The following is a 21,265-nucleotide window of genomic DNA, read 5'->3' as shown; positions in this document are numbered from 1 at the left end:
CCCCCCCCCCCCCCCCCCCCCCCCCCGCCGTTCCCGGGCGCACGGGCCGCACCCCGGCCACCGGCGGTTCCCCGGCGACCCACGGCCCCGCCGCGCGCGCCTCGGTGCTGCGGCCAGGAAGGTTTCCCGGTTCCCGGCCCCGTGCCGCCGAGCCTTGACGGCCCTCCCAGGCAAGGCGCGCCCGAACCTCGCGTTCGGCCGCCATCGCCCACCCCGCCTCGCAGACCCTCCGCCGAGCCTTGACGGCCCTCCCAGGCAAGGCGCGCCCGAACCTCGCACTCAGCCGCAATCGCCCACCCCGCCTCGAAGGCCCTCTTGCGGCCGCAACGCCGCGAGGCGTGGTGCCGGGAGCCGGTGGACCTTTCCCCTCGCCGCACGAGCCGTCCCCACTCCCCAGCCCCGCCCCCACCACCCCACCACCCCACCGCCCACCGCCCCTCCACTGCCCGTGCGCGGCACCCCGGTTCACCAGCGTGTGACGGCGGTCGTACTGGCGGTCGCGGGCGGCTGCTAGCGTCCGTGCGATGAACGGCGATCAACTTCCCGCGTCCGCAGGCATCTCCGACCCGGGCGCGGCGTCCCGGTGGGTCGACGCGGACGAGTTGGTGGCGTACGACCGCAGGCACATCTGGCACCCGTACGCGAGCGCCCTGGGCGACGCCCCGCTCTTCCCCGTGGTGTCCGCCGAGGGTGTGCGCCTGCGGCTGGCCGACGGGCGCGAGTTGGTCGACGGCATGGCCTCCTGGTGGTCCGCCATCCACGGCTACAACCACCCCGCCCTCAACACCGCCGCGCGCCGCCAGTTGGACGCCATGGCGCACGTCATGTTCGGCGGCCTCACGCACCCCCCGGCCGTCGAACTCGCCCGCCGCCTGGTCGACCTGACGCCCGAGCCGCTGCAACGCGTCTTCCTCGCCGACTCCGGCTCGGTGTCGGTCGAGGTCGCGCTGAAGATGGCCCTGCAATACCAGCGCGCCCGCGGGCGCGACAGCCGCACGCGGATGGTGACGGTACGCGGCGGCTACCACGGCGACACGTTCGGCGCGATGGCCGTCTGCGACCCCGAAGGGGGCATGCACAGCCTGTGGTCCGGCGCGCTGCCCGAGCATCTGTTCGCGCCGATCCCGCCCGCCGGGTTCGCCCGCCCGCTCGCGGACACCGACACCGCCGAACTCGCCGACCTGCTGGCGGCACACCGGGACGAGGTCGCGGCGGTCGTCCTCGAACCGATCGTGCAGGGCGCGGGCGGTATGCGGTTCCATTCGCCCGCCTACCTCGCGCGCGTACGCGAACTGTGCGACGAGCACGACGTGCTGCTGATCGCGGACGAGATCGCCACCGGGTTCGGCCGCACCGGCGCGATGTTCGCGTGCGGGCACGCCGGGATCTCCCCCGACATCATGTGCGTCGGCAAGGCCATGACCGGCGGCTACCTCACCATGGCCGCGACCCTGTGCACGGACGAGGTGGCCGAGGCGATCAGCCGCGCGCACGGCGCGTTCATGCACGGGCCGACGTACATGGCCAACCCCCTCGCGGCGGCCGTCGCGGTGGCGAGCATCGACCTGCTCACCGCGGGGCCGTGGCAGGACCGGATCGCCGCGCTGGAGACCGGGCTGCGCACCGGCCTCGAACCCGCGCGCGGGCTCCCGGAGGTGGCCGACGTCCGCGTGCTCGGCGGCATCGGCGTCATCGAGCTGCGGACGCCGGTCGACATGGCGCGCGTGCAGCCCGCGTTCGTCGAACGGGGCGTGTGGGTACGCCCGTTCGGCAAGCTCGTGTACGTGATGCCGCCGTACGTCATGACCGCCGACGACTTGGCGCTGGTCACCGCGGCCATGGTCGACGTGGTGGAGAACGTGCACCGGCCGTGAACCGGGCCGGGACCGGTGCGCGCGAGGCGCCCGGTGGTCGGCCGGATCCGCGGCGCCCGTGGGAAACCTGATGGTTTCTCAGGTTTGTGGGGTGGTTTGCCCGCATCGCAACGGGCGCTGGGTCGTTGGAGTTTACGTGTTCACCTTCGACGACTCCCCGCTCCCCGGTACGGCCGGCCAGAACGAGTTCCCGGCCCCGGGTTCTCCCACCCCGATCTTCGACCGGCTGTTCGAGGAGTGGCAGCGGATGTTCCGGGCGGTGCCCGGCGACCGCTACGGGGAGGGGTTCCCGACGGGCTCCGGCATGCAGTCCGCGATGCAGCACTCCGGAGCGCAGGCGGGCATGCAGTCCGGTATGCAGCCCGGGACGCAGCACTCCGGCGTGCACACGGGGATGCAGGCCGCGGTGCAGGGGTTCTCGTCGGGGAGCTACCCGGTGGTGCCGTCGTCGCTGCCCGTCCCGGCGTTCCGCGCCGAACAGGGGTCGGGGCCGGGCCGGGGACTGAACCAGGGGCTGAACCAGGGGTTGAACCAGGGGTCGAACCACGGGCTGGGGCAGGGACCGGGTTACCCGCCGCCGTACGGGAGTTCGGCCGGCTTCGCGGTCACCGCGCACAGCACCGGGCTCAACAGCGGACCCGACACCGGGCACCACGCCGTCCACAACTCCGGGCCCGACTCCGCGCACGGCAGCGGCTCGTCCGCCCAGTCCGCGTCGGCGGTGCCCGGCTCCTCGATGAACACCCCGCCGCCGATGCACGCGCAGGGTGCCTACGAGTCGTACGGCCAGTCCAGCCGCCCCGCGCCCATGGCGAACCGGCAGCCGTCCGGGCTCGCGCTCATGCCCGTCGCCGGGTACCAGACGGTGCAGCACATGCCGCTGTAGGCGCACCACGTGCTCCACACGCACCACGGCAACACCGAGGCCCGGAACCCCGCGTGGGGTTCCGGGCCTCGGCGCGCGGTCACTTGCCCGGCTTGCGCGAGCGCTTCTCGCGGACCTTCATGCGGATCTCGATCGGCGTGCCCGGGAACCCGAACTCCTCGCGCAGGCGCCGCTCGACGAAGCGGCGGTAGCCGGCCTCCAGGAACCCCGAGGTGAACAGCACGAACCGGGGCGGCTTGGTGCCGGCCTGGGTGCCGAACAGGATGCGGGGCTGCTTGCCGCCGCGCACCGGGTGCGGGTGCGCCGCGACGATCTGGCCGAGAAAAGCGTTCAGGCGCCCGGTCGGGATGCGCTTCTCCCAGCTCTCCAGGGCCGTTTCGATCGCCGGGACCAGCTTCTCCATGTGGCGGCCGGTCTTCGCGGAGACGTTGACGCGGGGCGCCCACTGGACCTGCACGAGGTCCTGCTCGATCTCGCGTTCGAGGTAGTAGCGGCGCTCCTCGTCCAGCAGGTCCCACTTGTTGTACGCGATGACGATCGCGCGGCCCGAGTCGATCGCGAGCGAGATGATGCGGGTGTCCTGCTCGGCGAGGCGTTCGCTCGCGTCGATCAGGATGACCGCGACCTCGGCCTTCTCCAGCGCGGCCGTCGTGCGCAGCGAGGCGTAGAAGTCCGCGCCCTGGGTCAGGTGCACGCGCCGCCGGATGCCCGCGGTGTCCACGAACTTCCAGGTCTTGCCGCCCAGTTCGATCATCTCGTCGACCGGGTCCCGGGTCGTCCCGGCGATCGGGTCGACGACCACGCGCGCCTCGCCCGCGAGCTTGTTGAGCATCGAGGACTTGCCGACGTTGGGACGGCCGAGCAGGGCGACGCGGCGCGGACCGCCGGGGCCGGCGCCGAAGCGCTGCGCGGGGGCCTCGGGCAGCGCCTCCAGGACGGCGTCCAGCAGGTCGCCGCTGCCGCGGCCGTGCACGGCGGAGACGGGGTACGGCATGCCGAGGCCGAGCGACCACAACGACGCGGCGTCGGCCTCCAGGGCCAGGTTGTCGACCTTGTTGGCGGCGAGGACGACCGGCTTGCCGGCGCGGCGCAGCAGCTTGACGACGGCCTCGTCGGTGTCGGTGGCGCCGACCGTGGCGTCCACGACGAAGAGGATGGCGTCGGCGTTGTCGATGGCGTACTCGGCCTGGAGTGCGACGGACAGGTCGATGCCCGCGACGTCCTTCTCCCAGCCGCCGGTGTCGACCACGGTGAAGCGGCGACCGTTCCAGTCGGCGTCGTACTTCACCCGGTCGCGGGTGACCCCGGGGGTGTCCTCGACCACCGCCTGGCGGCGGCCGATGATGCGGTTGACGAGCGTGGACTTGCCCACGTTCGGGCGGCCGACGACGGCGAGCACCGGCATGTTGGCGTGCGCCTCGGCCTCCTCCTCGCCGCCGCCGAGGAGGTCGCCGCCCGCGTCGACCCACTCGTCCGGGTCGAACTCGGCCTCCCACGCCTCGGGGTCGATGCCCCCGGAGAACTCGTCGGCGGATGCGCCGGATCCGGCGTCGTGCTGCATGGGTGGCGTCCTCGTGATCGGTGGTGTTCTCAGGCGCGCGCGTCGGCGGCGGGACGCTCGGCGGCGGGTGCCGCGGACCGTCCGGTCAGACGCTCGGCCTCGTGCAAGTGTGCGGTCAGTCGCTCGACGATGCGGCGCGACGCGTCCGTGACGGCGCTGCGCGTCCGCGTGCCGGTGTCGGCGGCGGGGAGGAAGGGCTTGCCGTACACGACGTCGATCTTCGCGCGGAAGGCGGGCAGGGCCCCGATGGACGCGCCGCGTTCGCCCGTGCCCAGGCACGCGACCGGCACGATCGGCGCGCCCGAGCGCATGGCGAGGTACGCGAGCCCGTTGTGCACCTCGGAGAAGTCGCCCGAGCCGCGCGTGCCCTCGGGGAACACGCCCAGGCAGTTCCCGGCGCGCAGCACGGCGAGCGAGTCCATGATCATGCCGCGGTCCGCGCTGCCGCGGTTGACCGGGATGTGCCCGATGCCGCGCAGCACCGGGTCCAGCACGCCGGTGAACATCTCCTGCTTGACCCAGAAGTGCACGGGGCGCGGGCAGAACGCGTACAGCAGCGGGCCGTCGGCGAAGTTGGTGTGGTTGCCGGCCAGGATCACCGGGCCGCCGAGCGGCACGTGGTGGGTGCCGAGCGAGCGGACGCGCCAGAAGGACCGCAGCAGTGGGATGCCGATGCGGTGCGCGGCCGCGGACAGCGGCGGCTTGGTGATGTCGGTGGGGACGGGCCAGCGCGGCCGGCCGCTCCCGCTCTGCTTGGGCAGGAGGCTCACCGCAGGGCTTCTCCGGCGGTCCGGGGCGCGGCGGCCTCGGACCGGGCGGCCACGGACGCGGCGGCACCGCCGACGCTCCCGATCTCGGCGACCCCGGCCACAAGCGCCAGCAGATGGTCGACGACCTCGTCGCGGTCCATCTCGGTCGTGTCGACGAGAACGCCGTCGGCGGCCATCGTCAGCGGGGCGGTGGCCCGGCCGGAATCGAGCGCGTCGCGGCGGGCGAGGTCGGCCTGCGTGGCACCGACGTCCGTCGCCGGGTCGTCGCTCTCCGCGTTGCGCCGCGCGGCCCGAGCCGCCTCGGACGCCGTCAGATAGACCTTGAGCGCCGCGTCCGGCGCGACCACCGTGCCGATGTCGCGGCCCTCGACCACGATGCCGCCGGAGCCGATCACCGCGCGCTGCATCGCGACCAGCCGCGCGCGAACCTCCGGGACCGCGCTGACAGCGCTCACCGAACCGGTCACCTCGGGCCCGCGGATCGGCACCGCGACGTCCACCCCGTCCACCGTGACGGTCGGCCCGGACGGATCGGTGCCCGAGACCACGTCCGGCTTGTCGGCCGCGGCGGCCACCGCGGCCGCGTCCCCGACCTCGACGCCGTTGTGCAGCATCCACCAGGTCATCGCCCGGTACATCGCGCCGGTGTCGAGGTAGCGCAGCCCGAGCCGCCGCGCGACCTCGCGCGACACGCTGGACTTGCCCGAGCCGGACGGACCGTCGACCGCGACCACGATCGTCGCGAGCGGCGTACGTGTATCCACGGTCGATGACCCTTCAATTCCTGGGGATGTCACCCCCGAGGGTACCGGGAACGGCGGCGCCCGATCATCCCCGATCCACCCACCCCGCTCGCCCCCGCCGTCGCCGTTCCCCCACTTTCACCGCACCACGTCCCCACCAACCGCTAAGAAACCTTCATGAACCCGTCCTCGACGTTCCTGGCCCTCGCGCCCGCCCCGGTCATCGACGCCGTCCTCTCCCGGGCCGACCCGCCACTCCTGGACGCCCTCCTCGGCGGCCCCGCGCCACCGGCCCCGGACGTCGTCACCCGCGCGGCGGGGCACGAAGCCGTACGCGTGCGCCTGGCGGCCGCCCGCAATCCGACGGTGCCGCCCGACCTGCTCGTTCGCCTTGTGGGCGCACGGCCTGCCTCCGCGAAGGAAGCGGACGACCCGGCCGAACGCGAGGTGGCGACCGCGGTCCTGGAACACCCTCGGGCCACACGTTCCGTGCTGCTCGCGGTCGCCCGGTTCGCGGATCAGGCGGGTGTTGCCGTTGATGCGTACGTCTCCCCCGCATCTGCCGTCGAGCTCCGCCACCTCTACGCGTTGGCGGAATCCGCCGACCCCCTCGCGGTCGCGTACGCCCTCTCCGGCCTGCGCATGACCGTGGCCCGGTCGCCGACCGTGTTGGTCGCGGCGTGCCTCAGGCTCTGGCGTGACCACGGCCGACCGACCGCGCGGGCGGCCTTCGAGGGACTGTCCCCGGACGCCTGGACGGGCGTGGATTCCGCGTCCGTCGACCTGCGAACCGCACTCGCCGTCTGCCTCGCGGACGACCACGCCCTCGGTGCCCTGCGGGCGTTGTCGGCCGAGCTGTCCGGCACGCGGAACGTGGCGAGCGCGCTCCGGGCGATAGACGAGTACTCGGGAGGCGCCGCGGAGGCGGCGCGCGTGATCCTGCTCGCGCCGCACGAACCACTCGACTGGGACCTCCTCACCGACGAACACGCCGCCCGCCGCTGGTCGGTGAACGTGCGCATCGTCCTGGCGGACCAACCCGGCTGCCCCGCCGAGCTGGCGATAGGTGCGGCGCGCTCCCCCGCGGTCGGCCGCGGACGCGCCCATTTGCGCAGGGTCCGCGCCGCGGCGCTGAAAGCCCTGGCCACGCAGGGGGCGGGTTCGACCCACGCGGCGGTGCTGCGGGCGCGGGAGTTCGGACTGCTGGCCGACAACGGCGGGCTGCCGGCTGCACCGCATGCGTACGACGCCCTGCGCCTCGGCATGCACCTGCCGACCGGCGAGGACGAACCCGCTGTGAACGCCGGGCTGGAAGGCGAGCAGCTTCGCGAGCTGACCGCGCGGCACCTCGGCTCCGACGCCGACGCCTGGCTGGTGGCCCTGCGCCTGCTCCCCGAATTCGCGGGCACGCTGGCGGAGCTGCCTCGTACAGCGGAGGCGGCGACGGTCTGACGAGGGTCGGGGTCCGGGTCGGGGCCGGGGTCGGGATCGGGGCCGGGGCCGGGGCCGGGGCCGGGGCCGGGGCCGGGGTCAGCGGCTTCGGTGTTGGCTGACGGGCGGGGCCGCCATGGGCTCAAGGTTCTTGACGAGGCTTGTCGTCCCGTCGTCGGCGGTGGCCGGTGTGCGTCGGTAGCCCTCGCTTTGGTACAGGGCGAGGTTGCGGCGGCTACCTACTCCGGTGGACAGCACGATGCGAGTGCACCGCGGATCGGCGTCGGCTTCAGCCGTGCGCAGCAGCCAGCGCCCCACGCCCCGGCCCCGCAGGTCGGGTACGACGCCGAGCCGCCCCACGTGCCAGTCGCCTCCGCTTCGGCGGGTCCGCACCAGGCCCAGGAGACGACCGTCCAGCCACAGGCCCAGGGTGTCCCAGATCTCAAGCCAGTCGCGCACCTGCTCCGGTGACTCGTGCAGGGCGGGTACGGCCAGAGTGTCGTTGGCGAGGGCCTCGTCAACCCAACAGCACCGCTGGACGACGGTGACTTCCGGAGCGTCTTCCGGGGTCAGGCGCCGCACATACGACCCCGGTATGGGACCGGGTTTCGCACCGGTGTGCATTCGCTCGCGCATAGGCCGCAGGGCGTGTGCGACCCGGACGAGTTCGTCCAGGACGCCGACAGCCGCTCCCGCGAGGACCGTGTCGGGGCGAACCCTCCCGTCGTCCGTCGCGTCACCAATACGGATCGCGACCGTGGCGCCCAATGGCACGAGCCGCAACGTGGTCGTCACCTGCTTGGCATGCTGGACGGCCCGCGTACCCGCCGAGGTGTTGCCGTAGCTGACAAAGCCGATCGGCTTCCACGCCCACTCACGGCTGAGGTAGTCCAGCGCGTTCTTCAGGGAGGCGGGCATCCCGTAGTTGTATTCGGGCATCGCGACGACGAACCCGTCCGCGGCGTCGACGATCCCGCTCCACCGCCGGGTGTGCGCGTGCCGGTAGATCCCCGACGACGGGTGCTCCGGCTCGTCGAGGAACGGCAGACCGAGGTCGCCGAGCGCCACAGGCACGAGTTCGACCCCGAGTTGCGCCGCACGGGGTGTGATCGCCTCGATGATCCACTCGCCCACCGCCGGCCCCAAGGCACCGGGGCGACTGCTGCAAACCACGACAAGGACACGCAAGGGTTTCGTTGACATGGAAACGAAGCTAGCCAGTATGTTGTTTACATGTCAACGAATGCGAATGCTTCGGCGGCCACGCCCCCGAAATGGCTGACCCCGGACGAGGAGCGCGCATGGCGGGCCTTCCGCCGCATGGTCGTCGCCATCCACGCAGGCACGGCGCGCGACCTGGCGGACGTCGGACTCTCCGAGCCCGACTACGAGGTCCTCAGCACGCTCTCGGAGAGGCCCGGCCACACGAGCACCCTGCGCGAGCAAGCCGCCAAGATGGGCTGGTCACGCAGTCGCCTCTCACGACACGCCACCCGGATGGAATCCCGCGGCCTCCTACGGCGGGCACCCGACCCGGCCGACGGCAGAGGCTGTCTCCTGGTTCTCACCGAACACGGCATGGACACGCTGACGAGCGCCGCGCCGGCCCACGTCGCATCAGTACGGCGCCACTTCGTCGACCGGCTCACTCCCGAGGATCTCGCCGCCCTGGAGGACGTCGCCCGGAAGCTGGAAGGGCACCTGTGAATCGCGGGCCGGACGGCACCCGTGCCGCACCCGCCGCGGGCCGGGACACCTCCGGAACGGACGGCAGGCGGTTTGGCGGCGGGAGCGGCCTCAGCGGGTCAGGGGGGTTTCGTGTTCCACTCGGGACAGCTTCTCTGGGTTGCGGACGCCGTACACGCCGGTGATCAGGCCGTTTTCGACGTGCATGGCGATGATGCCGTTGACCTTGCCGTCGCGGCGGACGCGTAGGGCCGGGTGGCCGTTGATCTCGACCGGCTCGACGGCCATGTCGGCGGCGAAGGTGCTCAGGCCGAAGGTGAGCAGACGGGCCACGTTCTCCGCGCCGAAGACGGGCTCCATGGTGGCCTGCTTGGCTCCGCCGCCGTCGCCGAGGTAGACGACGTCCGGCGCGAGAATGTCCACGAGGTGCTGCAAGTCGCCGGACTCGACGGCCTGTTGGAAGGCCGCGAGGGCCGCACGCGTGTCGGCGGCGGACACCGCCGCCCGCGGGCGACGCGCGGCGACGTGGGAGCGCGCCCGATAGGCGATCTGGCGGACCGCGGCGGGGCTCTTGCCGACGGCCTCGGCGATCTCGTCGTAGTCCAGCTCGAAGACCTCGCGCAATACGAACACCGCGCGCTCGGTCGGCGCCAGCGTCTCCAGCACCAGGAGCATGGCCATCGAGACGCTTTCCGCGAGTTCGACGTTCTCCGCGACGTCGGGCGTGGTCAGCAGCGGTTCGGGGAGCCAGGGGCCGACGTACGACTCCCGACGGCGGCTCAGCGCGCGGAGCCGGTCGAGTGCCTGCCGCGTGGCGATCCGCACCAGGAACGCGCGCTGGTCGCGGACCGCGGCCACGTCGACGCGGACCCAGCGCAGCCAGGTCTCCTGGAGGACGTCCTCGGCGTCGGCGGCCGAACCGAGCATCTCGTAGGCGACGGTGAACAACAGGGATCGGTGGCGGACGAAGGCTCGCGTGGCGGCGTCGACCTCCGCCGTCGGTTCTCCGTGCCCGCTCATGTCCGCTCCCGCCTGGCCGCCGTGCGTGTGCCGGTGCCTGTTCGTGCGTGTGTGCCGCGTGTCGCGCGGCCGCATGTCGCGCATACGACGCCGACGACAATCGATTCGTAACAGACGCCGTTCATGGCCTCGCTCACACTCCCCCGCCTGTTACGGGGCCGTCGTGGTCACCGTCTTGTGGTCGTCCGTACGCCGCCCGGCCGTTCCGCGCGGCGCGCACCACGACGAGTGAGGACCAGGTCTTGGAAACCACCAAAGCCACCGACGCGCCGCCGGAGGCGGCCGATCCGCGCCGCTGGTCCGCGCTGATCTTCATCGCGCTGGCCCAGCTCATGATCGTCCTGGACGGCACGGTCGTGAACATCGCCCTGCCGACCCTGCAACAGGACCTCGGCATTTCCGACGGCGACCGGCAGTGGGTGATCACCGCGTACACCCTCGCCTTCGGCAGCCTGCTGCTGCTCGGCGGGCGGATCGCCGACCACACCGGACGCAAGCGCACGTTCCTGATCGGCCTGGTCGGCTTCGCCGGCGCCTCGGCCCTCGGCGGCGCGGCCGGTGACTTCGAGACGCTGCTGGTCGCCCGCGCGCTGCAAGGCGGGTTCGCCGCGCTGCTCGGGCCGTCCGCGCTCTCGCTGCTGGCCGTGACGTTCACCGAGCCGAAGGAGCGGGCGAAGGCGTTCGGGGTCTGGGGCGGCATCACCGCCGCCGCGGGCGCGCTCGGCCTGCTCGCGGGCGGCGCGCTGACCGAGTACGTGGACTGGCGCTGGTGCCTGTACGTCAGCGTCCCGATCGCCCTGGTTGCCGCCGTCGGCGGATCCGCCCTGCTGAGCGAGTCGCGGCGCGGGGACCGGGCCCGCTTCGACGTCCCCGGCGTACTGCTGGTCACCGGCGGCCTCGTCGCGATCGTGTACGGCACGACGCGTGCGGAGGCCGACGGCTGGGCCTCGGCGAGCGTCATCGGCCTGCTGGCCGGCGGCGCCGTGCTGCTGGCCGCGTTCGGGTACGTCGAGAGCCGGGCACCGCAGCCGCTGCTGCCGCCGCGCATCGTCGCCGACCGCACGCGCGGCGGTGCCTATCTGGCAGCGGGGCTGACCATGATCGGCATGTTCGGGACGTTCCTGTTCATGACGTACTACTTGCAGGCCGTGAAGGGCTACTCGCCGATCAAGACCGGCGTGGCATTCCTGCCGATGACCGTGGCCGTCCTCCTGTCGGCGGGCGCGATCACCACGCGGCTGCTGCCCAAGGTTCCGCCGCGGACGCTGGTGGTGCCGGGCATGGTCATCCTCTCCTCCGGCATGCTGTGGATGCTCACCATCGACACCGACACCTCGTACGCGAGCGGCGTGCTCATCGCGGGGCTTCTCGGGGGCTTCGGAGCCGGGCTGGTCATGCCGGTGACGTACAACTACGCGACCCACGGTGTGGCCGACGACGACGCGGGCGTCGCCTCGGCCGGGGTCAACACCGCGCAGCAGATCGGCAGTTCGCTCGGCACGGCGCTGCTCAACACGATCGCCGCGAGCGCGAGCGCGGACTACGTGGCGTCCCATGCCGCGCCGGGTCCGAGCCCGGACCTCGTGAGGCGGGCCGCGCTGGAGGGCTTCCAGACCGCGGGAGCGTGGGCCGCGGGGCTCATCGTGTGCGGCGCACTGGTGGTGGCGGTGCTGATGAACACGCCGCGTCCGGTGGCCGGTGACGGTCGCACGAAGGACGGTGTCGAGGACGCCCGTGCGTCCGCTGCCGGGGGCCGGGAGTCGTTGGCGGCGCGTACCTGACGTTGCGTCAAGAAGCCTGTCAGTTCTCGGTGTCCGGGCCCGCCGTGCGAGGGTGGGCCCGGTCGATCCCGGCGAGGAGGAGGTCGATGCCGCGCAGTTCGGCCTCGTACTGGAGTTCGCCCCACTGCGACACGAGTTCGGGGAAGGCCCAGGTGGAGTGCACGGCGGCGAGTTCGCCGAGTTTGCGCACCTCGGGGATGAGCGCCTGGAGGCGCGCGCGGTGCTCCTCCAGGAGTTCGCGCAGCCGCTCGGGGTCGGCCATGTGGCCGAGCCAGATCCGCAGGACGACGGAGTCGCGGATCAGCGTCGGCTCGACCGGCGCCTCCTCGATCCAGCGGGTGAGTTCGGTACGGCCCTCCGGGGTGATCCGGTAGACGCGCTTGCTGCGTGCCGTCCGGCCGGGGACGACGCGCGAGCTGACCAGCCCGGCGGCCTCCAGGCGCTCCAGCTCGCGGTAGACCTGGCTGGTGGCGGGGCTCCAGTAGAAGAAGCGCAGGCTGGTGTCGGCCCAGCGCTTGACCTCGAAGCCGGACAGTTCGCGCTCGTACGACAGCAGTCCGAGGATCGTGTAGGTGGTGGTCGGCAACCATTCGGCGGGAGGCACGGGGCCAGCGTACGGGCCAGGACAGTGACCTTCACGACACACCTTTACTTCGCGGGCGCTCCCGGACACGATGGCCGAACTTCCCAGAGGGAAGTTCCCGGGCCTTCGAGGCGACCGTCGCAGAAGAGCCGTCGCACGAGAGCCGTCGCACAAGAGCAAGAGCCGTCGCACAAGAGCAGAGAAACACAGAAAGGCGTCGCCCATGACGACCGTCGCCCACCTGGTCCGCGGGCAGTGGGGGGACGACCGCCCCGGACTGTACTTCGAGGACCGCGTGCTGACCCACCACGAGCTCGCCGCGGGCGCGGCGGAGCGCGCCGCACTGTGGACCGGGCTGCACCGCGAGGGCGAGCCGCACATCGGGCTGCTGCTCGACAACGAGCCCGAGTACGTGCTGTGGATGCAGGCCGCGGCCCTCGCCGGGGCGACCGTCGTGGGCATCAACTCCACGCGCCGCGGCGCCGATCTCGCCCGCGACATCCGGCACGCGGAGTGCGCCGTCGTCATCACAAACCGCATGCACGCGGGGCTGCTGGACGGCCTGTCCGAACTCGCCGACATACCCGTGCTCGACGTCGACACCGCCGACTACGCGGCCCTCCTCGCCGGGCAGCGCGGCGCGCCGCTGCCGCCCGACGACGGCTCGGTGACCGGGGAAACCCGGTTCATGATCACGTTCACCTCGGGATCGACCGGCGCTCCCAAGGCGGTTCCCAGCACGCAGGGCCGGATCGCGGCGTCCGGAGCCGGTATGGCACGGCAGTTCGCGCTGTCGTCGGAGTCGGTCTGCTACATCCCGATGCCGCTCTTCCACGGCAACGCGGTCATCGCCAACTGGGCGCCCGCGCTGCACGCCCGCGCGGCGACCGCGCTGCGCCGGAAGTTCTCCGCGTCGGGCTTCCTGGCGGACGTACGGCGGTACGGCGCAACGTACTTCACGTACGTCGGCCGCGCCATCTCGTACATCCTCGCCACTCCGCCACACCCGGCCGACGCCGCGAACCCGCTGGTGGCCGCGTACGGAACGGAGGCGGGCGCGGTGGACCGGGCGCGCTTCGAGGCGCGGTTCGGCTGCCCGCTCCGCGAGGGGTACGGGAGTTCGGAGGGCGGAGTGTCGTTCCAGTGGGCGCCGGGCACCCCCGACCGGGCCATCGGACCCGCCGTACCGGGCCTGGCCGTTCTCGATCCGGAGACCGAACGCGAGTGTGCACGCGCCGAGTTCGACGAGGCGGGACGCCTGCTCAACGGCGCCGACGCGATCGGCGAACTCGTCAGCACCACCCCGAGCCGCAACTTCCAGGGCTACTGGCGCAATCCGGAGGCCACCGAGGCCCGGCTCAGGCAGGGCACGTTCTGGACCGGCGACCTCTTCTACCGGGACGCCGACGACTACCTCTACTTCGCCGGACGAGGCAACGACTGGCTGCGCGTGGACAGCGAGAACCTCGCCGTGCACACCATCGAGAACATCCTCGCCCGGCACAACGCGTTCAGCGCCGTCGCGGTGTACGCCACCCCCGACCCGGCGGTCGGCGACCTCGTCATGGCCGCCGCGGTACTGGCCCCCGACGCGGCCTTCGAGCCGGACGCCTTCGCGGAGTTCCTGGCCGCGCAGACCGACCTGGGCACGAAGATGCCTCCGCGGTTCGTGCGGATCCTGGACGAGATGCCGGTGACCGCGACCAGCAAGACGGACAAGAACGGACTGCGGCGCGAGGGTTGGCGGACGGACGACGCGGTGTGGTGGCGTCCGGAGCGGGCCGCGGCGTACCGGCCGATGACCGAGGACGACCGCGCGGCGCTGGGCAAGTCCTTTGCGGAGCACGATCGTTCGCATCTGCTGGCGGACTGAGCAGAACTGCTCACAGATCGTCGGGGTAGGACCGCCGCAAGTGCTCGTGGACGGCCTTCGCGGCGGCGTCCGGGCGTCCCGTCTCGATGGCCTTGAGGATGCGGCGGTGGTCCTCGCGCAGGGCGACGGCCGCGTCCGGCCAGCCGAGGCGTTCGACCGCCTCGACGGCGTGCCGCCCGACGGCGTCGCGCAGGCCGTGCATGAGGGTCGCCACGACGTGATTGCCCGATGCCTCGGCGAGGGCGAGGTGGAAGTCGGCGTCGGCCTGGTTGAACCGGTCGGGGGTCAGGTCGGGGCCGGTCATGCGGGAGACCGCGTCGCGCAGGCGGTCCAGGTCCGCCGGCTCCGCGCGCGTGGCCGCCGAGCGCGCGGCCCAGGACTCGACGATGCGGCGCGTCTCGACGATGTCGTGCAGCGAGAAGTGCGCGAGGCCGACGTGCAGGCGTAGGACGTCGGCGAGCGCGTCGGCGGGGCGGCCGGTCAGGACGGCGCCGGCGTCCGGGCCGCGCCCGGTGGTGGAGACCAGCACGCCCATCGCCTCCAGGACCCGCAGCGCCTCGCGCACGGACGCCCGGCTGACGTTGAGCGATTCGGCGAGCTGCCGTTCCCCGGGCAGGCGGTCGCCCGCCTTCAGCCGCCCGGCGGCGATCTGCTCCTCGATCCGGGCGAGGACTTCTTCGTGCGCGCGTACGCGGCGGACCGGCCGCCAGTCGGGGCCCTCGGTCGGGGTGGTGCTCACGTCGCGGTCTCCTGCGGACAGAGGGCATCGGTCGGTCCGATCGGTCGGATCACAGGATGGCATGGCCACACGGGGACGGACCAATGTATGGTCTGACCATTCATTCGTTCGTCCGTGAGGAGGTCGACCGGTGCGCGTCGCGCTGTTCATCACGTGTGTCAACGACACGCTCTATCCGCGGACCGGACAGGCCGTCGTCCGCCTGCTGGAACGCCTCGGCTGCGAGGTCGACTTCCCCGCCGGGCAGTCCTGCTGCGGCCAGATGCACTGGAACACCGGGTACGGCAAGCAGATCGAGCCCCTGGTCCGCCGCTTCGCAGACACGTTCGAGGGCTACGACGCGGTCGTCACCCCGTCCGGCTCCTGCGGCGCGATGGTCCGCGACAACCACCCCAGGGCCGCCGCCCGCGCCTCCGACCCCACCCTCGCGGACGCCGTCGCCGCCGTCGTACCCAAGGTGTACGACCTCAGCGAGTTCCTGGTCGACGTACTGAAGGTGACGGACGTCGGCGCGTACTTCCCGCATAAGGTGACGTACCACCCGACATGCCACTCGCTGCGGCTGATGAAGCTCGGCGACCGCCCGACCACGCTGCTGCGGAACGTCCGCGGCCTCGAACTGCTCGATCTGCCCGGCGCCGACGAGTGCTGCGGCTTCGGCGGCACGTTCGCGGTGAAGAACCCCGACGTGTCCGCCGCCATGGGCGCCGACAAGGTACGCCACGCCGTGGGCACCGGCGCCGAGGTGCTGTGCGCCGCCGACAACTCCTGCCTCATGCACCTGGGCGGGACGCTCGACCGCCAGCGCGCGGGCGTACGCACCCTGCACCTCGCCGAAATCCTGGCCTCTACCGAGGAGTTCCCGGCATGAGCGGCGGCAGTACTTTCCTGGGCCTGCCCGCGTTCCCGAGCGCCGCGCGCGACGCGGTCGGCAACGCGCAGCTGCGCCACAACCTGCGCAAGGCGACGCACACGATCCGCGGCAAACGGGCCGCCGTCGTCGGGGAGTTGGACGACTGGCCCGAACTGCGCGCGGCGGGCAAGGCGGTCAAGGACCACACCCTGCGCAACCTCGACCGCTACCTCCTCCAGGTCGAGGAGGCCGTCACCGCCGCGGGCGGCCACGTGCACTGGGCCGCCGACGCCGCCGAGGCGAACCACATCGTCACCGACCTGGTCAAGGCCACCGGCGAACGCGACGTGGTCAAGGTCAAGTCGATGGCCACCCAGGAGATCGGGCTCAACGAGGCCCTGGAGGCCGCCGGGATCCGGGCGTACGAGACCGATCTCGCCGAACTCATCGTGCAGCTCGGCGACGACCGCCCGTCCCACATCCTCGTTCCCGCGATCCACCGCAACCGCAGCGAGATCCGCGAGATCTTCCTGCGCGAGATGGCCGCATGGGGCGAACCGGCCCCGGCCGACCTCACCGACGAGCCGCGCGTCCTCGCCGAGGCCGCCCGGCGGCACCTGCGCGAACGGTTCCTGACCGCCAAGGTCGCCGTCTCCGGCGCGAACTTCATGGTCGCCGAGACCGGCACGCTGGTCGTGGTCGAGTCCGAGGGCAACGGACGCATGTGCCTCACGCTCCCCGAGACGCTGATCTCCGTCGTCGGCATCGAGAAGGTCGTCCCGACGTGGCGCGACCTGGAGGTCTTCCTGCAACTCCTGCCGCGCTCCTCGACGGGCGAGCGGATGAACCCGTACACCTCCACCTGGACCGGTGTGACGCCCGGCGACGGCCCGCAGGACTTCCATCTCGTCCTGCTCGACAACGGCCGCACCCGCGTCCTCGCCGACGAGGTCGGACGCCAGACGCTGCGCTGCATCCGCTGCTCGGCCTGCCTCAATGTCTGCCCGGTGTACGAGCGAGCGGGCGGCCACGCGTACGGCTCCGTCTACCCCGGCCCGATCGGCGCCATCCTCACCCCGCAACTGCGCGGCACCGCCAATGAGTTGGACGCCTCACTGCCGTACGCCTCGACCCTGTGCGGGGCCTGCTACGAGGTCTGCCCGGTCGCCATCGACATCCCCGAGGTCCTGGTGCACCTGCGCGAACAGGTCGCCGAGGGCGGCGGCCACCGCGCCGAGCGCGCCGCGATGAAGGCCGCCGGGTGGATCTTCGCCGACCCCGCGCGCCTCGCCCGCGTGCAGCGCGCGGCCGGACGGACGCGCCGCCTCGTCCCCCGCCGCCTCCCCGGCCCCGGCGCGGCCTGGACCGACACACGCGACCTGCCCGAACCGCCCGCCCAGTCCTTCCGCGACTGGTGGGCCGCCGAACGCCGCGGCCCGGCAACTCCCAGGGGTGACCGATGAGTTCCCGCGACGCCATCCTGGCCCGCATCCGCACGGCCCTGGCCGACGTGCCCGCCGACCAGCGCACCGAGGCCGTCCCGCCGCCCGCCGTGCTCCCGCCGGAGGCCGCGTACCGCGAGGCACACGTCTCCCCCGACGCGGTCCTCCCGCTCCTCGCCGAAAACCTGCGCGACTACCGGGCCATCGTCCACGAGATCACCCCGGACGAACTCCCGGCGGCCGTCGCGTCGGCCCTGGCCCGGCGGGGCTGCGAGCGCGTGGTGCTCCCGCCCGGCACCCCGGCCGAGTGGACCGGCACCGCGTCCGGCATCGAACTCCTCGGCATCGAACTCCTCGGTGACACGCCGCCGCTGACGACGGATCAACTCTCCGCCGCGGACGGTACGGTCACCGCCTGCGCGGTGGCGATCGCGGAGACCGGCACGATCGTCCTGGACGCGGGCGCCGGGCAGGGACGCCGCGCGCTCACCCTTGTCCCCGACTACCACCTGTGCGTCGTACGGGCCGAGGACGTCGTCGCCTCCGTCCCCCAGGCCCTCCCCCGCCTCGACCCCCGGCGCCCGCTGACCTGGATCAGCGGCCCGTCCGCCACCAGCGACATCGAACTCAACCGCGTGGAAGGGGTGCACGGCCCGCGCACCCTCGAAGTCCTGCTGGTGCGCCCCGCGCTGACCTGACGTCAGACGCCGGTCAACCGCGGGACACCCACAATCGCCCGCCGTCGTCCGGATCAGCCCTCCAGGAAGTCGGCGACCAGCGGCGACGCGACGTCCCGGAACTCCTCGAAGTAGCCGTGCCGGGCGCCGGGGATCAGGTGCAGGCGAGCGTCCGGGATGCGTTCGGCGAGAAGCGGCGCGTTGGCCGTGGGATTGAACAGGTCGTCGGTCCCGTGCAGCACGAGTGTGGGTGCGGTGATGGACGGCAACACGTCCCAACTGTCATGCCGGGCACTCGCGCGCAGGTGGCGCCGACGGGCGTACGCGGGCATGTGGCGGTCGCCCAGCGTGTAGTAGGGGCCGGGCACGCGTACGCGCCACTTCGGCGTGTACATGAGGTCCAGCAGCGCGCGGCGGACAGCGGCCGGGTCGGGGTCGGCGAGGGCCTTGCGTACGTCGGCGCCGCGTTCGACGCCGTGCCGACCGCCCGGCGAGGTGCAGCCCAGCACGAGCCGGTCGACGCGCTCGGGGTGCCGAACGGCGATCCACTGCGCGATGCGGCCGCCCATGGACGTGCCGTACACGTGGGCGCGGTCAATGCCCAGGTCATCGAGCACGGACACGACATCCGCGGCGAAGCGGGGAGTGCTGTAGACGTCCGCGTCGGGCTTGTCGCTCTCACCGGTGCCGAGGTGGTCCAACACGATCGTGGTGAAGCGCGACTCGAAGTCCCCGCGCACCCGGTCCCACCAGTGCAGCGTGTTCGACTGGCCGCTGATCAGGACGAGGGGGCGGCCTCGACCGTGGACCTCGTAGTGGACGGCCAGGCCGTCGGACGTCTTCGCAAAGGGCACGTCAGGATCCAGCCGGGGAAAGGCCGTGGCTATTCCTGGAGGGACCGTGATTGGCTGCGGATGTCCGGTTCCGGAGTGGGGAGGCGGGGCGAGAGCGGGATGGACTCGTCTTCGTGGGGGATGGCGGTCCTCGCGACAGGGTTTGTGGCGATCCTCGTCAACTCAGGCGTGCTGCGCCTGCGCGCGAAGGCGCTCATACGGCGTGTACCGGAGATTGAACAGCGTGCAATGGCCGCCGATATGACGGTGTACCAGGCAGCGGGCTGGCCGCGCGGGAACTACGGCGGGTCCCGCGTGGTGAACGCCGGGGCACGGGTCCTGATCAGCCAGGGGCTGCTGCACATCTCCCGATACGGAGTGGTGACGCCGGCCGCAGGAGCGGACGACAACGACGCCGACGCGGTGGGGAAGGCCATACTCCGGCACGTCCGCCAAGCACAGCAACAAGGCAACGCGCGCTTGTACGACTGCCACGCCTCCATCCCTCCCCCCACGGAGGCGGAACAGGCGCTCGAAACCCAGCGGGCCCTCCGCGCCCTCGAAGAGCGCGGCGCCCGCGTCGCAAGGGTGGTCTCGGCCGTAGCCGCCATCGCCGCGGCACTGCTGATCGCCGCAGACTCCGTGGACAGCATCACCAAGGGGCTGACCGCCCTGGCCGTGAGCGTGTTCGCGGTAGGTCTCGCCGTCACGGTCGCCCGCGATCTCGCCAAGTCCGTGATCGGAAAGCACCGAGTACAGACCCCGAACCTGGACACCCACTGCCGAGCCCTGGTTGACGCCACCCTCAACCCGCTGGACGACGAGGACGTCCGCGCCGCAGTAACCCTCAGCTGCACCAGACCCAAGCCCGTAGCCCTCATCCACCCCAAACGCCCCAAGGCCCCCGACCGGGACGACAGTTCCGACGGATGCGGCGACGGATGCGACGGCTGCGGCTGCGGCGAATAGCCGCGTGATCAACGGTCACTCGTTCTCGCGGCACCGCGGGCACATACACACGGGCCAAGCCCCCGACATCGCAACCGAGGGCAGGCAGTCGCGATAGCCGATGACTTCGCGCGGTGTGCTGCGCTCGGTCTCGCGTCCGTCAGCCGAACGGCGGTACGTGCGCAACGTCATGCGGCTACGTGGCGGCAACGACTCGTCTCCGTCGTCCACTTGCGGTCCTCCTGGGTAGTCGATTCGTCACCCAGAGAACATCCCGACGGGTACGTTGGGGAATGGCCGAGAACCGCGCTTGGACAACCCGGAGGTGGCCTGCTCATGACCGCCGAGAAGGAGATCGACCCGGACGCCTCGCTGTGGCACCTGCTGGCGAGTGAGGTGCGGAAACGCCGTAAGGCGAAGGGTTGGTCGCAAGCACAGCTCGCGTCGGAGGCGCACTCCTCAGAGAGCCATGTGGGGTCGATCGAGACAGTCGCACGCAAGCCGATGCTGGACACGGTCCAGGCGTACGACTTGGCGGTGGCGGCGGACGGCTCGCTGGTCAGCATCTACCGGGCGGCGCGGAAGGCCTCGGCGGGCAAGCCGTTGTGGTGGGAGGGACACCTCCAGGCACGGGAACTCGCGACCCGGATCCGAACATTCGAGACGCAGACGATCCCGGGAATGCTTCAGACGGAGGGATACATCCGCGAGTTGTTCCGGCAGGTCGGCAAGCTGCCGCACGAGGTCGACGAGCAGGTCGCGCACCGCCTCGCGCGGCAGAAGGTCCTGACCAAGGCAAATCCGCCACAGACCTGGGCGGTGATCGACGAGGCCGCATTGACTCGGCTGTGCTTCCTGCCGCGAGAGGTTGCCAGCGAGCAACTGGGGCATTTGCTCGCCATGGGCGAGCTGCCGCACATCACCATCCAGGTTCTGCCGTTCGACTGCGGCCTGCACGCTTGCATGGGTGGTCCGATCGTGCTCATGTCGGTACCGGGACGCGGTGAGGTCGTGTACTGCGAAGCGATGAGCGAAGGAAGTATCGTCACCGACGACCAAGCGGTCATTGACATGGAGTGTCGCTTCGATCGCATGCGCGGTAACGCACTCTCCCCGCGTCGTTCCGCCGAGTACCTACGCGACCTGCTGGAGAAACTGTGAGCCCGAACGACGTCATATGGCGCAAGTCCAGCTACAGCAGCAACAACGATTACGGCGAGTGCGTGGAAGTGGCCGCCCCCGCACCCGACTTCTGCGCGGTGCGCGACAGCAAAGCGATCGAACGCGGCCACCTCCACCTGCGCCCGACCGCCTGGTCCACCTTCCTCACCGCCCTCCGGACTTGATCGATCAGCCAGTTGTACACGGCTGGGCGACTACGCCTACTTCCTCGGCATTCCGACGAACCTGCCTGACGGCAAGAGCTACTCGCCGTGGTCGGTCGGCGTGGACCGCTGGACGGGCCGGACGGCCGTCGTCGGCGCACTCAACAACCCCGCACAGGGACTCCGAACCCCGCTCTTTCTGACCGGACACGCCTGACCGGTCGCGCCTGACCCCGGGCC

The 21,265-nt window shown here is 71.9% G+C and carries 20 protein-coding genes; 12 read left to right on the top strand and 8 right to left on the bottom strand.

Annotated features, from left to right (window positions below):
• Window positions 1-524 precede the first annotated feature (524 nt).
• Both bioA and ACRX5S_RS21855 read left to right on the top strand, forming a co-directional pair.
• The gene (bioA, locus tag ACRX5S_RS21860) at window positions 525-1,874 is read left to right on the top strand and encodes an adenosylmethionine--8-amino-7-oxononanoate transaminase (protein ID WP_436774716.1); all 1,350 of its coding nucleotides are present in this window, start codon (window positions 525-527) and stop codon (window positions 1,872-1,874) included.
• A gap of 136 nt (window positions 1,875-2,010) precedes the next feature.
• Window positions 2,011-2,760 carry a hypothetical protein gene (locus tag ACRX5S_RS21855; protein ID WP_436774715.1) on the top strand — a complete coding sequence of 250 codons (750 nt, stop codon included), beginning with the start codon at window positions 2,011-2,013 and terminating at the stop codon, window positions 2,758-2,760.
• Window positions 2,761-2,839: 79 nt separating this feature from the next.
• Here ACRX5S_RS21855 and der read toward each other — a convergent pair whose 3' ends face one another.
• Genes der through cmk form a run of 3 tightly spaced genes read right to left on the bottom strand, consistent with a single transcriptional unit; the run spans window position 2,840 to window position 5,855 of the window.
• Window positions 2,840-4,321, bottom strand: coding sequence for a ribosome biogenesis GTPase Der (der, locus tag ACRX5S_RS21850; protein ID WP_436774714.1), 1,482 nt, complete (start codon window positions 4,319-4,321; stop codon window positions 2,840-2,842).
• 29 nt (window positions 4,322-4,350) lie between these two features.
• Complete coding sequence (locus tag ACRX5S_RS21845; protein WP_436774944.1) at window positions 4,351-5,082, bottom strand: lysophospholipid acyltransferase family protein; 732 nt, start codon at window positions 5,080-5,082, stop codon at window positions 4,351-4,353.
• Window positions 5,083-5,087: 5 nt separating this feature from the next.
• Complete coding sequence (gene cmk, locus ACRX5S_RS21840; RefSeq protein ID WP_436774713.1) at window positions 5,088-5,855, bottom strand: (d)CMP kinase; 768 nt, start codon at window positions 5,853-5,855, stop codon at window positions 5,088-5,090.
• Window positions 5,856-6,011: 156 nt separating this feature from the next.
• Here cmk and ACRX5S_RS21835 point away from each other — a divergent pair, with 156 nt between their 5' ends.
• The gene (locus tag ACRX5S_RS21835; RefSeq protein ID WP_436774712.1) at window positions 6,012-7,286 is read left to right on the top strand and encodes a hypothetical protein; all 1,275 of its coding nucleotides are present in this window, start codon (window positions 6,012-6,014) and stop codon (window positions 7,284-7,286) included.
• Window positions 7,287-7,364: 78 nt separating this feature from the next.
• Here the strand turns inward: ACRX5S_RS21835 and ACRX5S_RS21830 are convergent, their stop codons facing one another.
• Window positions 7,365-8,468, bottom strand: a complete 1,104-nt coding sequence (locus tag ACRX5S_RS21830; protein WP_436774711.1) for a GNAT family N-acetyltransferase — start codon at window positions 8,466-8,468, stop codon at window positions 7,365-7,367.
• 30 nt (window positions 8,469-8,498) lie between these two features.
• On the opposite strand from ACRX5S_RS21830, the gene ACRX5S_RS21825 reads away from it, so the two are divergent.
• Window positions 8,499-8,972 (top strand): MarR family winged helix-turn-helix transcriptional regulator, encoded by a 474-nt coding sequence (locus ACRX5S_RS21825; protein WP_436774710.1) that lies wholly within the window; start codon window positions 8,499-8,501, stop codon window positions 8,970-8,972.
• A gap of 90 nt (window positions 8,973-9,062) precedes the next feature.
• Here the strand turns inward: ACRX5S_RS21825 and ACRX5S_RS21820 are convergent, their stop codons facing one another.
• Window positions 9,063-9,971: an RNA polymerase sigma-70 factor gene (locus ACRX5S_RS21820; protein ID WP_436774709.1), complete on the bottom strand. Its 909-nt coding sequence runs from the start codon at window positions 9,969-9,971 to the stop codon at window positions 9,063-9,065.
• A gap of 242 nt (window positions 9,972-10,213) precedes the next feature.
• On the opposite strand from ACRX5S_RS21820, the gene ACRX5S_RS21815 reads away from it, so the two are divergent.
• Window positions 10,214-11,752: an MFS transporter gene (locus ACRX5S_RS21815; RefSeq protein ID WP_436774708.1), complete on the top strand. Its 1,539-nt coding sequence runs from the start codon at window positions 10,214-10,216 to the stop codon at window positions 11,750-11,752.
• Window positions 11,753-11,771: 19 nt separating this feature from the next.
• On the opposite strand, the gene ACRX5S_RS21810 is transcribed toward ACRX5S_RS21815, so the two are convergent.
• Window positions 11,772-12,356 carry a helix-turn-helix transcriptional regulator gene (locus ACRX5S_RS21810; RefSeq protein ID WP_436774707.1) on the bottom strand — a complete coding sequence of 195 codons (585 nt, stop codon included), beginning with the start codon at window positions 12,354-12,356 and terminating at the stop codon, window positions 11,772-11,774.
• 202 nt (window positions 12,357-12,558) lie between these two features.
• On the opposite strand from ACRX5S_RS21810, the gene ACRX5S_RS21805 reads away from it, so the two are divergent.
• Window positions 12,559-14,208, top strand: a complete 1,650-nt coding sequence (locus tag ACRX5S_RS21805) for an AMP-binding protein (RefSeq protein WP_436774706.1) — start codon at window positions 12,559-12,561, stop codon at window positions 14,206-14,208.
• A gap of 10 nt (window positions 14,209-14,218) precedes the next feature.
• On the opposite strand, the gene ACRX5S_RS21800 is transcribed toward ACRX5S_RS21805, so the two are convergent.
• Window positions 14,219-14,947, bottom strand: coding sequence for a FadR/GntR family transcriptional regulator (locus ACRX5S_RS21800; RefSeq protein WP_436774705.1), 729 nt, complete (start codon window positions 14,945-14,947; stop codon window positions 14,219-14,221).
• 130 nt (window positions 14,948-15,077) lie between these two features.
• Between ACRX5S_RS21800 and ACRX5S_RS21795 the strand changes: the two genes are divergently transcribed.
• Genes ACRX5S_RS21795 through ACRX5S_RS21785 form a run of 3 tightly spaced genes read left to right on the top strand, consistent with a single transcriptional unit; the run spans window position 15,078 to window position 17,940 of the window.
• On the top strand, window positions 15,078-15,818 hold the full coding sequence (locus ACRX5S_RS21795) for a (Fe-S)-binding protein (RefSeq protein ID WP_436774704.1): 741 nt from the start codon (window positions 15,078-15,080) through the stop codon (window positions 15,816-15,818).
• On the top strand, window positions 15,815-17,263 hold the full coding sequence (locus ACRX5S_RS21790; RefSeq protein ID WP_436774703.1) for a LutB/LldF family L-lactate oxidation iron-sulfur protein: 1,449 nt from the start codon (window positions 15,815-15,817) through the stop codon (window positions 17,261-17,263). Before ACRX5S_RS21795 ends, ACRX5S_RS21790 begins: the two co-directional genes overlap by 4 nt.
• Window positions 17,260-17,940 (top strand): LutC/YkgG family protein, encoded by a 681-nt coding sequence (locus ACRX5S_RS21785; protein WP_436774702.1) that lies wholly within the window; start codon window positions 17,260-17,262, stop codon window positions 17,938-17,940. Before ACRX5S_RS21790 ends, ACRX5S_RS21785 begins: the two co-directional genes overlap by 4 nt.
• Window positions 17,941-17,993: 53 nt before the next feature.
• Here the strand turns inward: ACRX5S_RS21785 and ACRX5S_RS21780 are convergent, their stop codons facing one another.
• The gene (locus tag ACRX5S_RS21780; protein WP_436774701.1) at window positions 17,994-18,773 is read right to left on the bottom strand and encodes an alpha/beta fold hydrolase; all 780 of its coding nucleotides are present in this window, start codon (window positions 18,771-18,773) and stop codon (window positions 17,994-17,996) included.
• Between the two features lie 99 nt (window positions 18,774-18,872).
• Here ACRX5S_RS21780 and ACRX5S_RS21775 point away from each other — a divergent pair, with 99 nt between their 5' ends.
• The 3 genes from ACRX5S_RS21775 to ACRX5S_RS21765 all read left to right on the top strand — a co-directional run bounded on the left by ACRX5S_RS21775 (window position 18,873) and on the right by ACRX5S_RS21765 (window position 21,046).
• Window positions 18,873-19,721, top strand: a complete 849-nt coding sequence (locus ACRX5S_RS21775; RefSeq protein ID WP_436774700.1) for a hypothetical protein — start codon at window positions 18,873-18,875, stop codon at window positions 19,719-19,721.
• A 315-nt stretch (window positions 19,722-20,036) separates the two neighbouring features.
• Entirely contained in the window at window positions 20,037-20,861 is an 825-nt protein-coding gene (locus ACRX5S_RS21770) for a helix-turn-helix domain-containing protein (protein ID WP_436774699.1), read from the top strand.
• On the top strand, window positions 20,858-21,046 hold the full coding sequence (locus ACRX5S_RS21765; RefSeq protein ID WP_436774698.1) for a DUF397 domain-containing protein: 189 nt from the start codon (window positions 20,858-20,860) through the stop codon (window positions 21,044-21,046). Before ACRX5S_RS21770 ends, ACRX5S_RS21765 begins: the two co-directional genes overlap by 4 nt.
• Window positions 21,047-21,265: the final 219 nt, after the last annotated feature.

This window comes from Yinghuangia sp. YIM S09857 (assembly GCF_051388915.1).
Lineage (GTDB): Bacteria > Actinomycetota > Actinomycetes > Streptomycetales > Streptomycetaceae > Yinghuangia.
The sequence above is the reverse complement of the archived record's forward strand: the minus strand, read 5'-3'. Positions and strand labels throughout refer to the sequence as shown.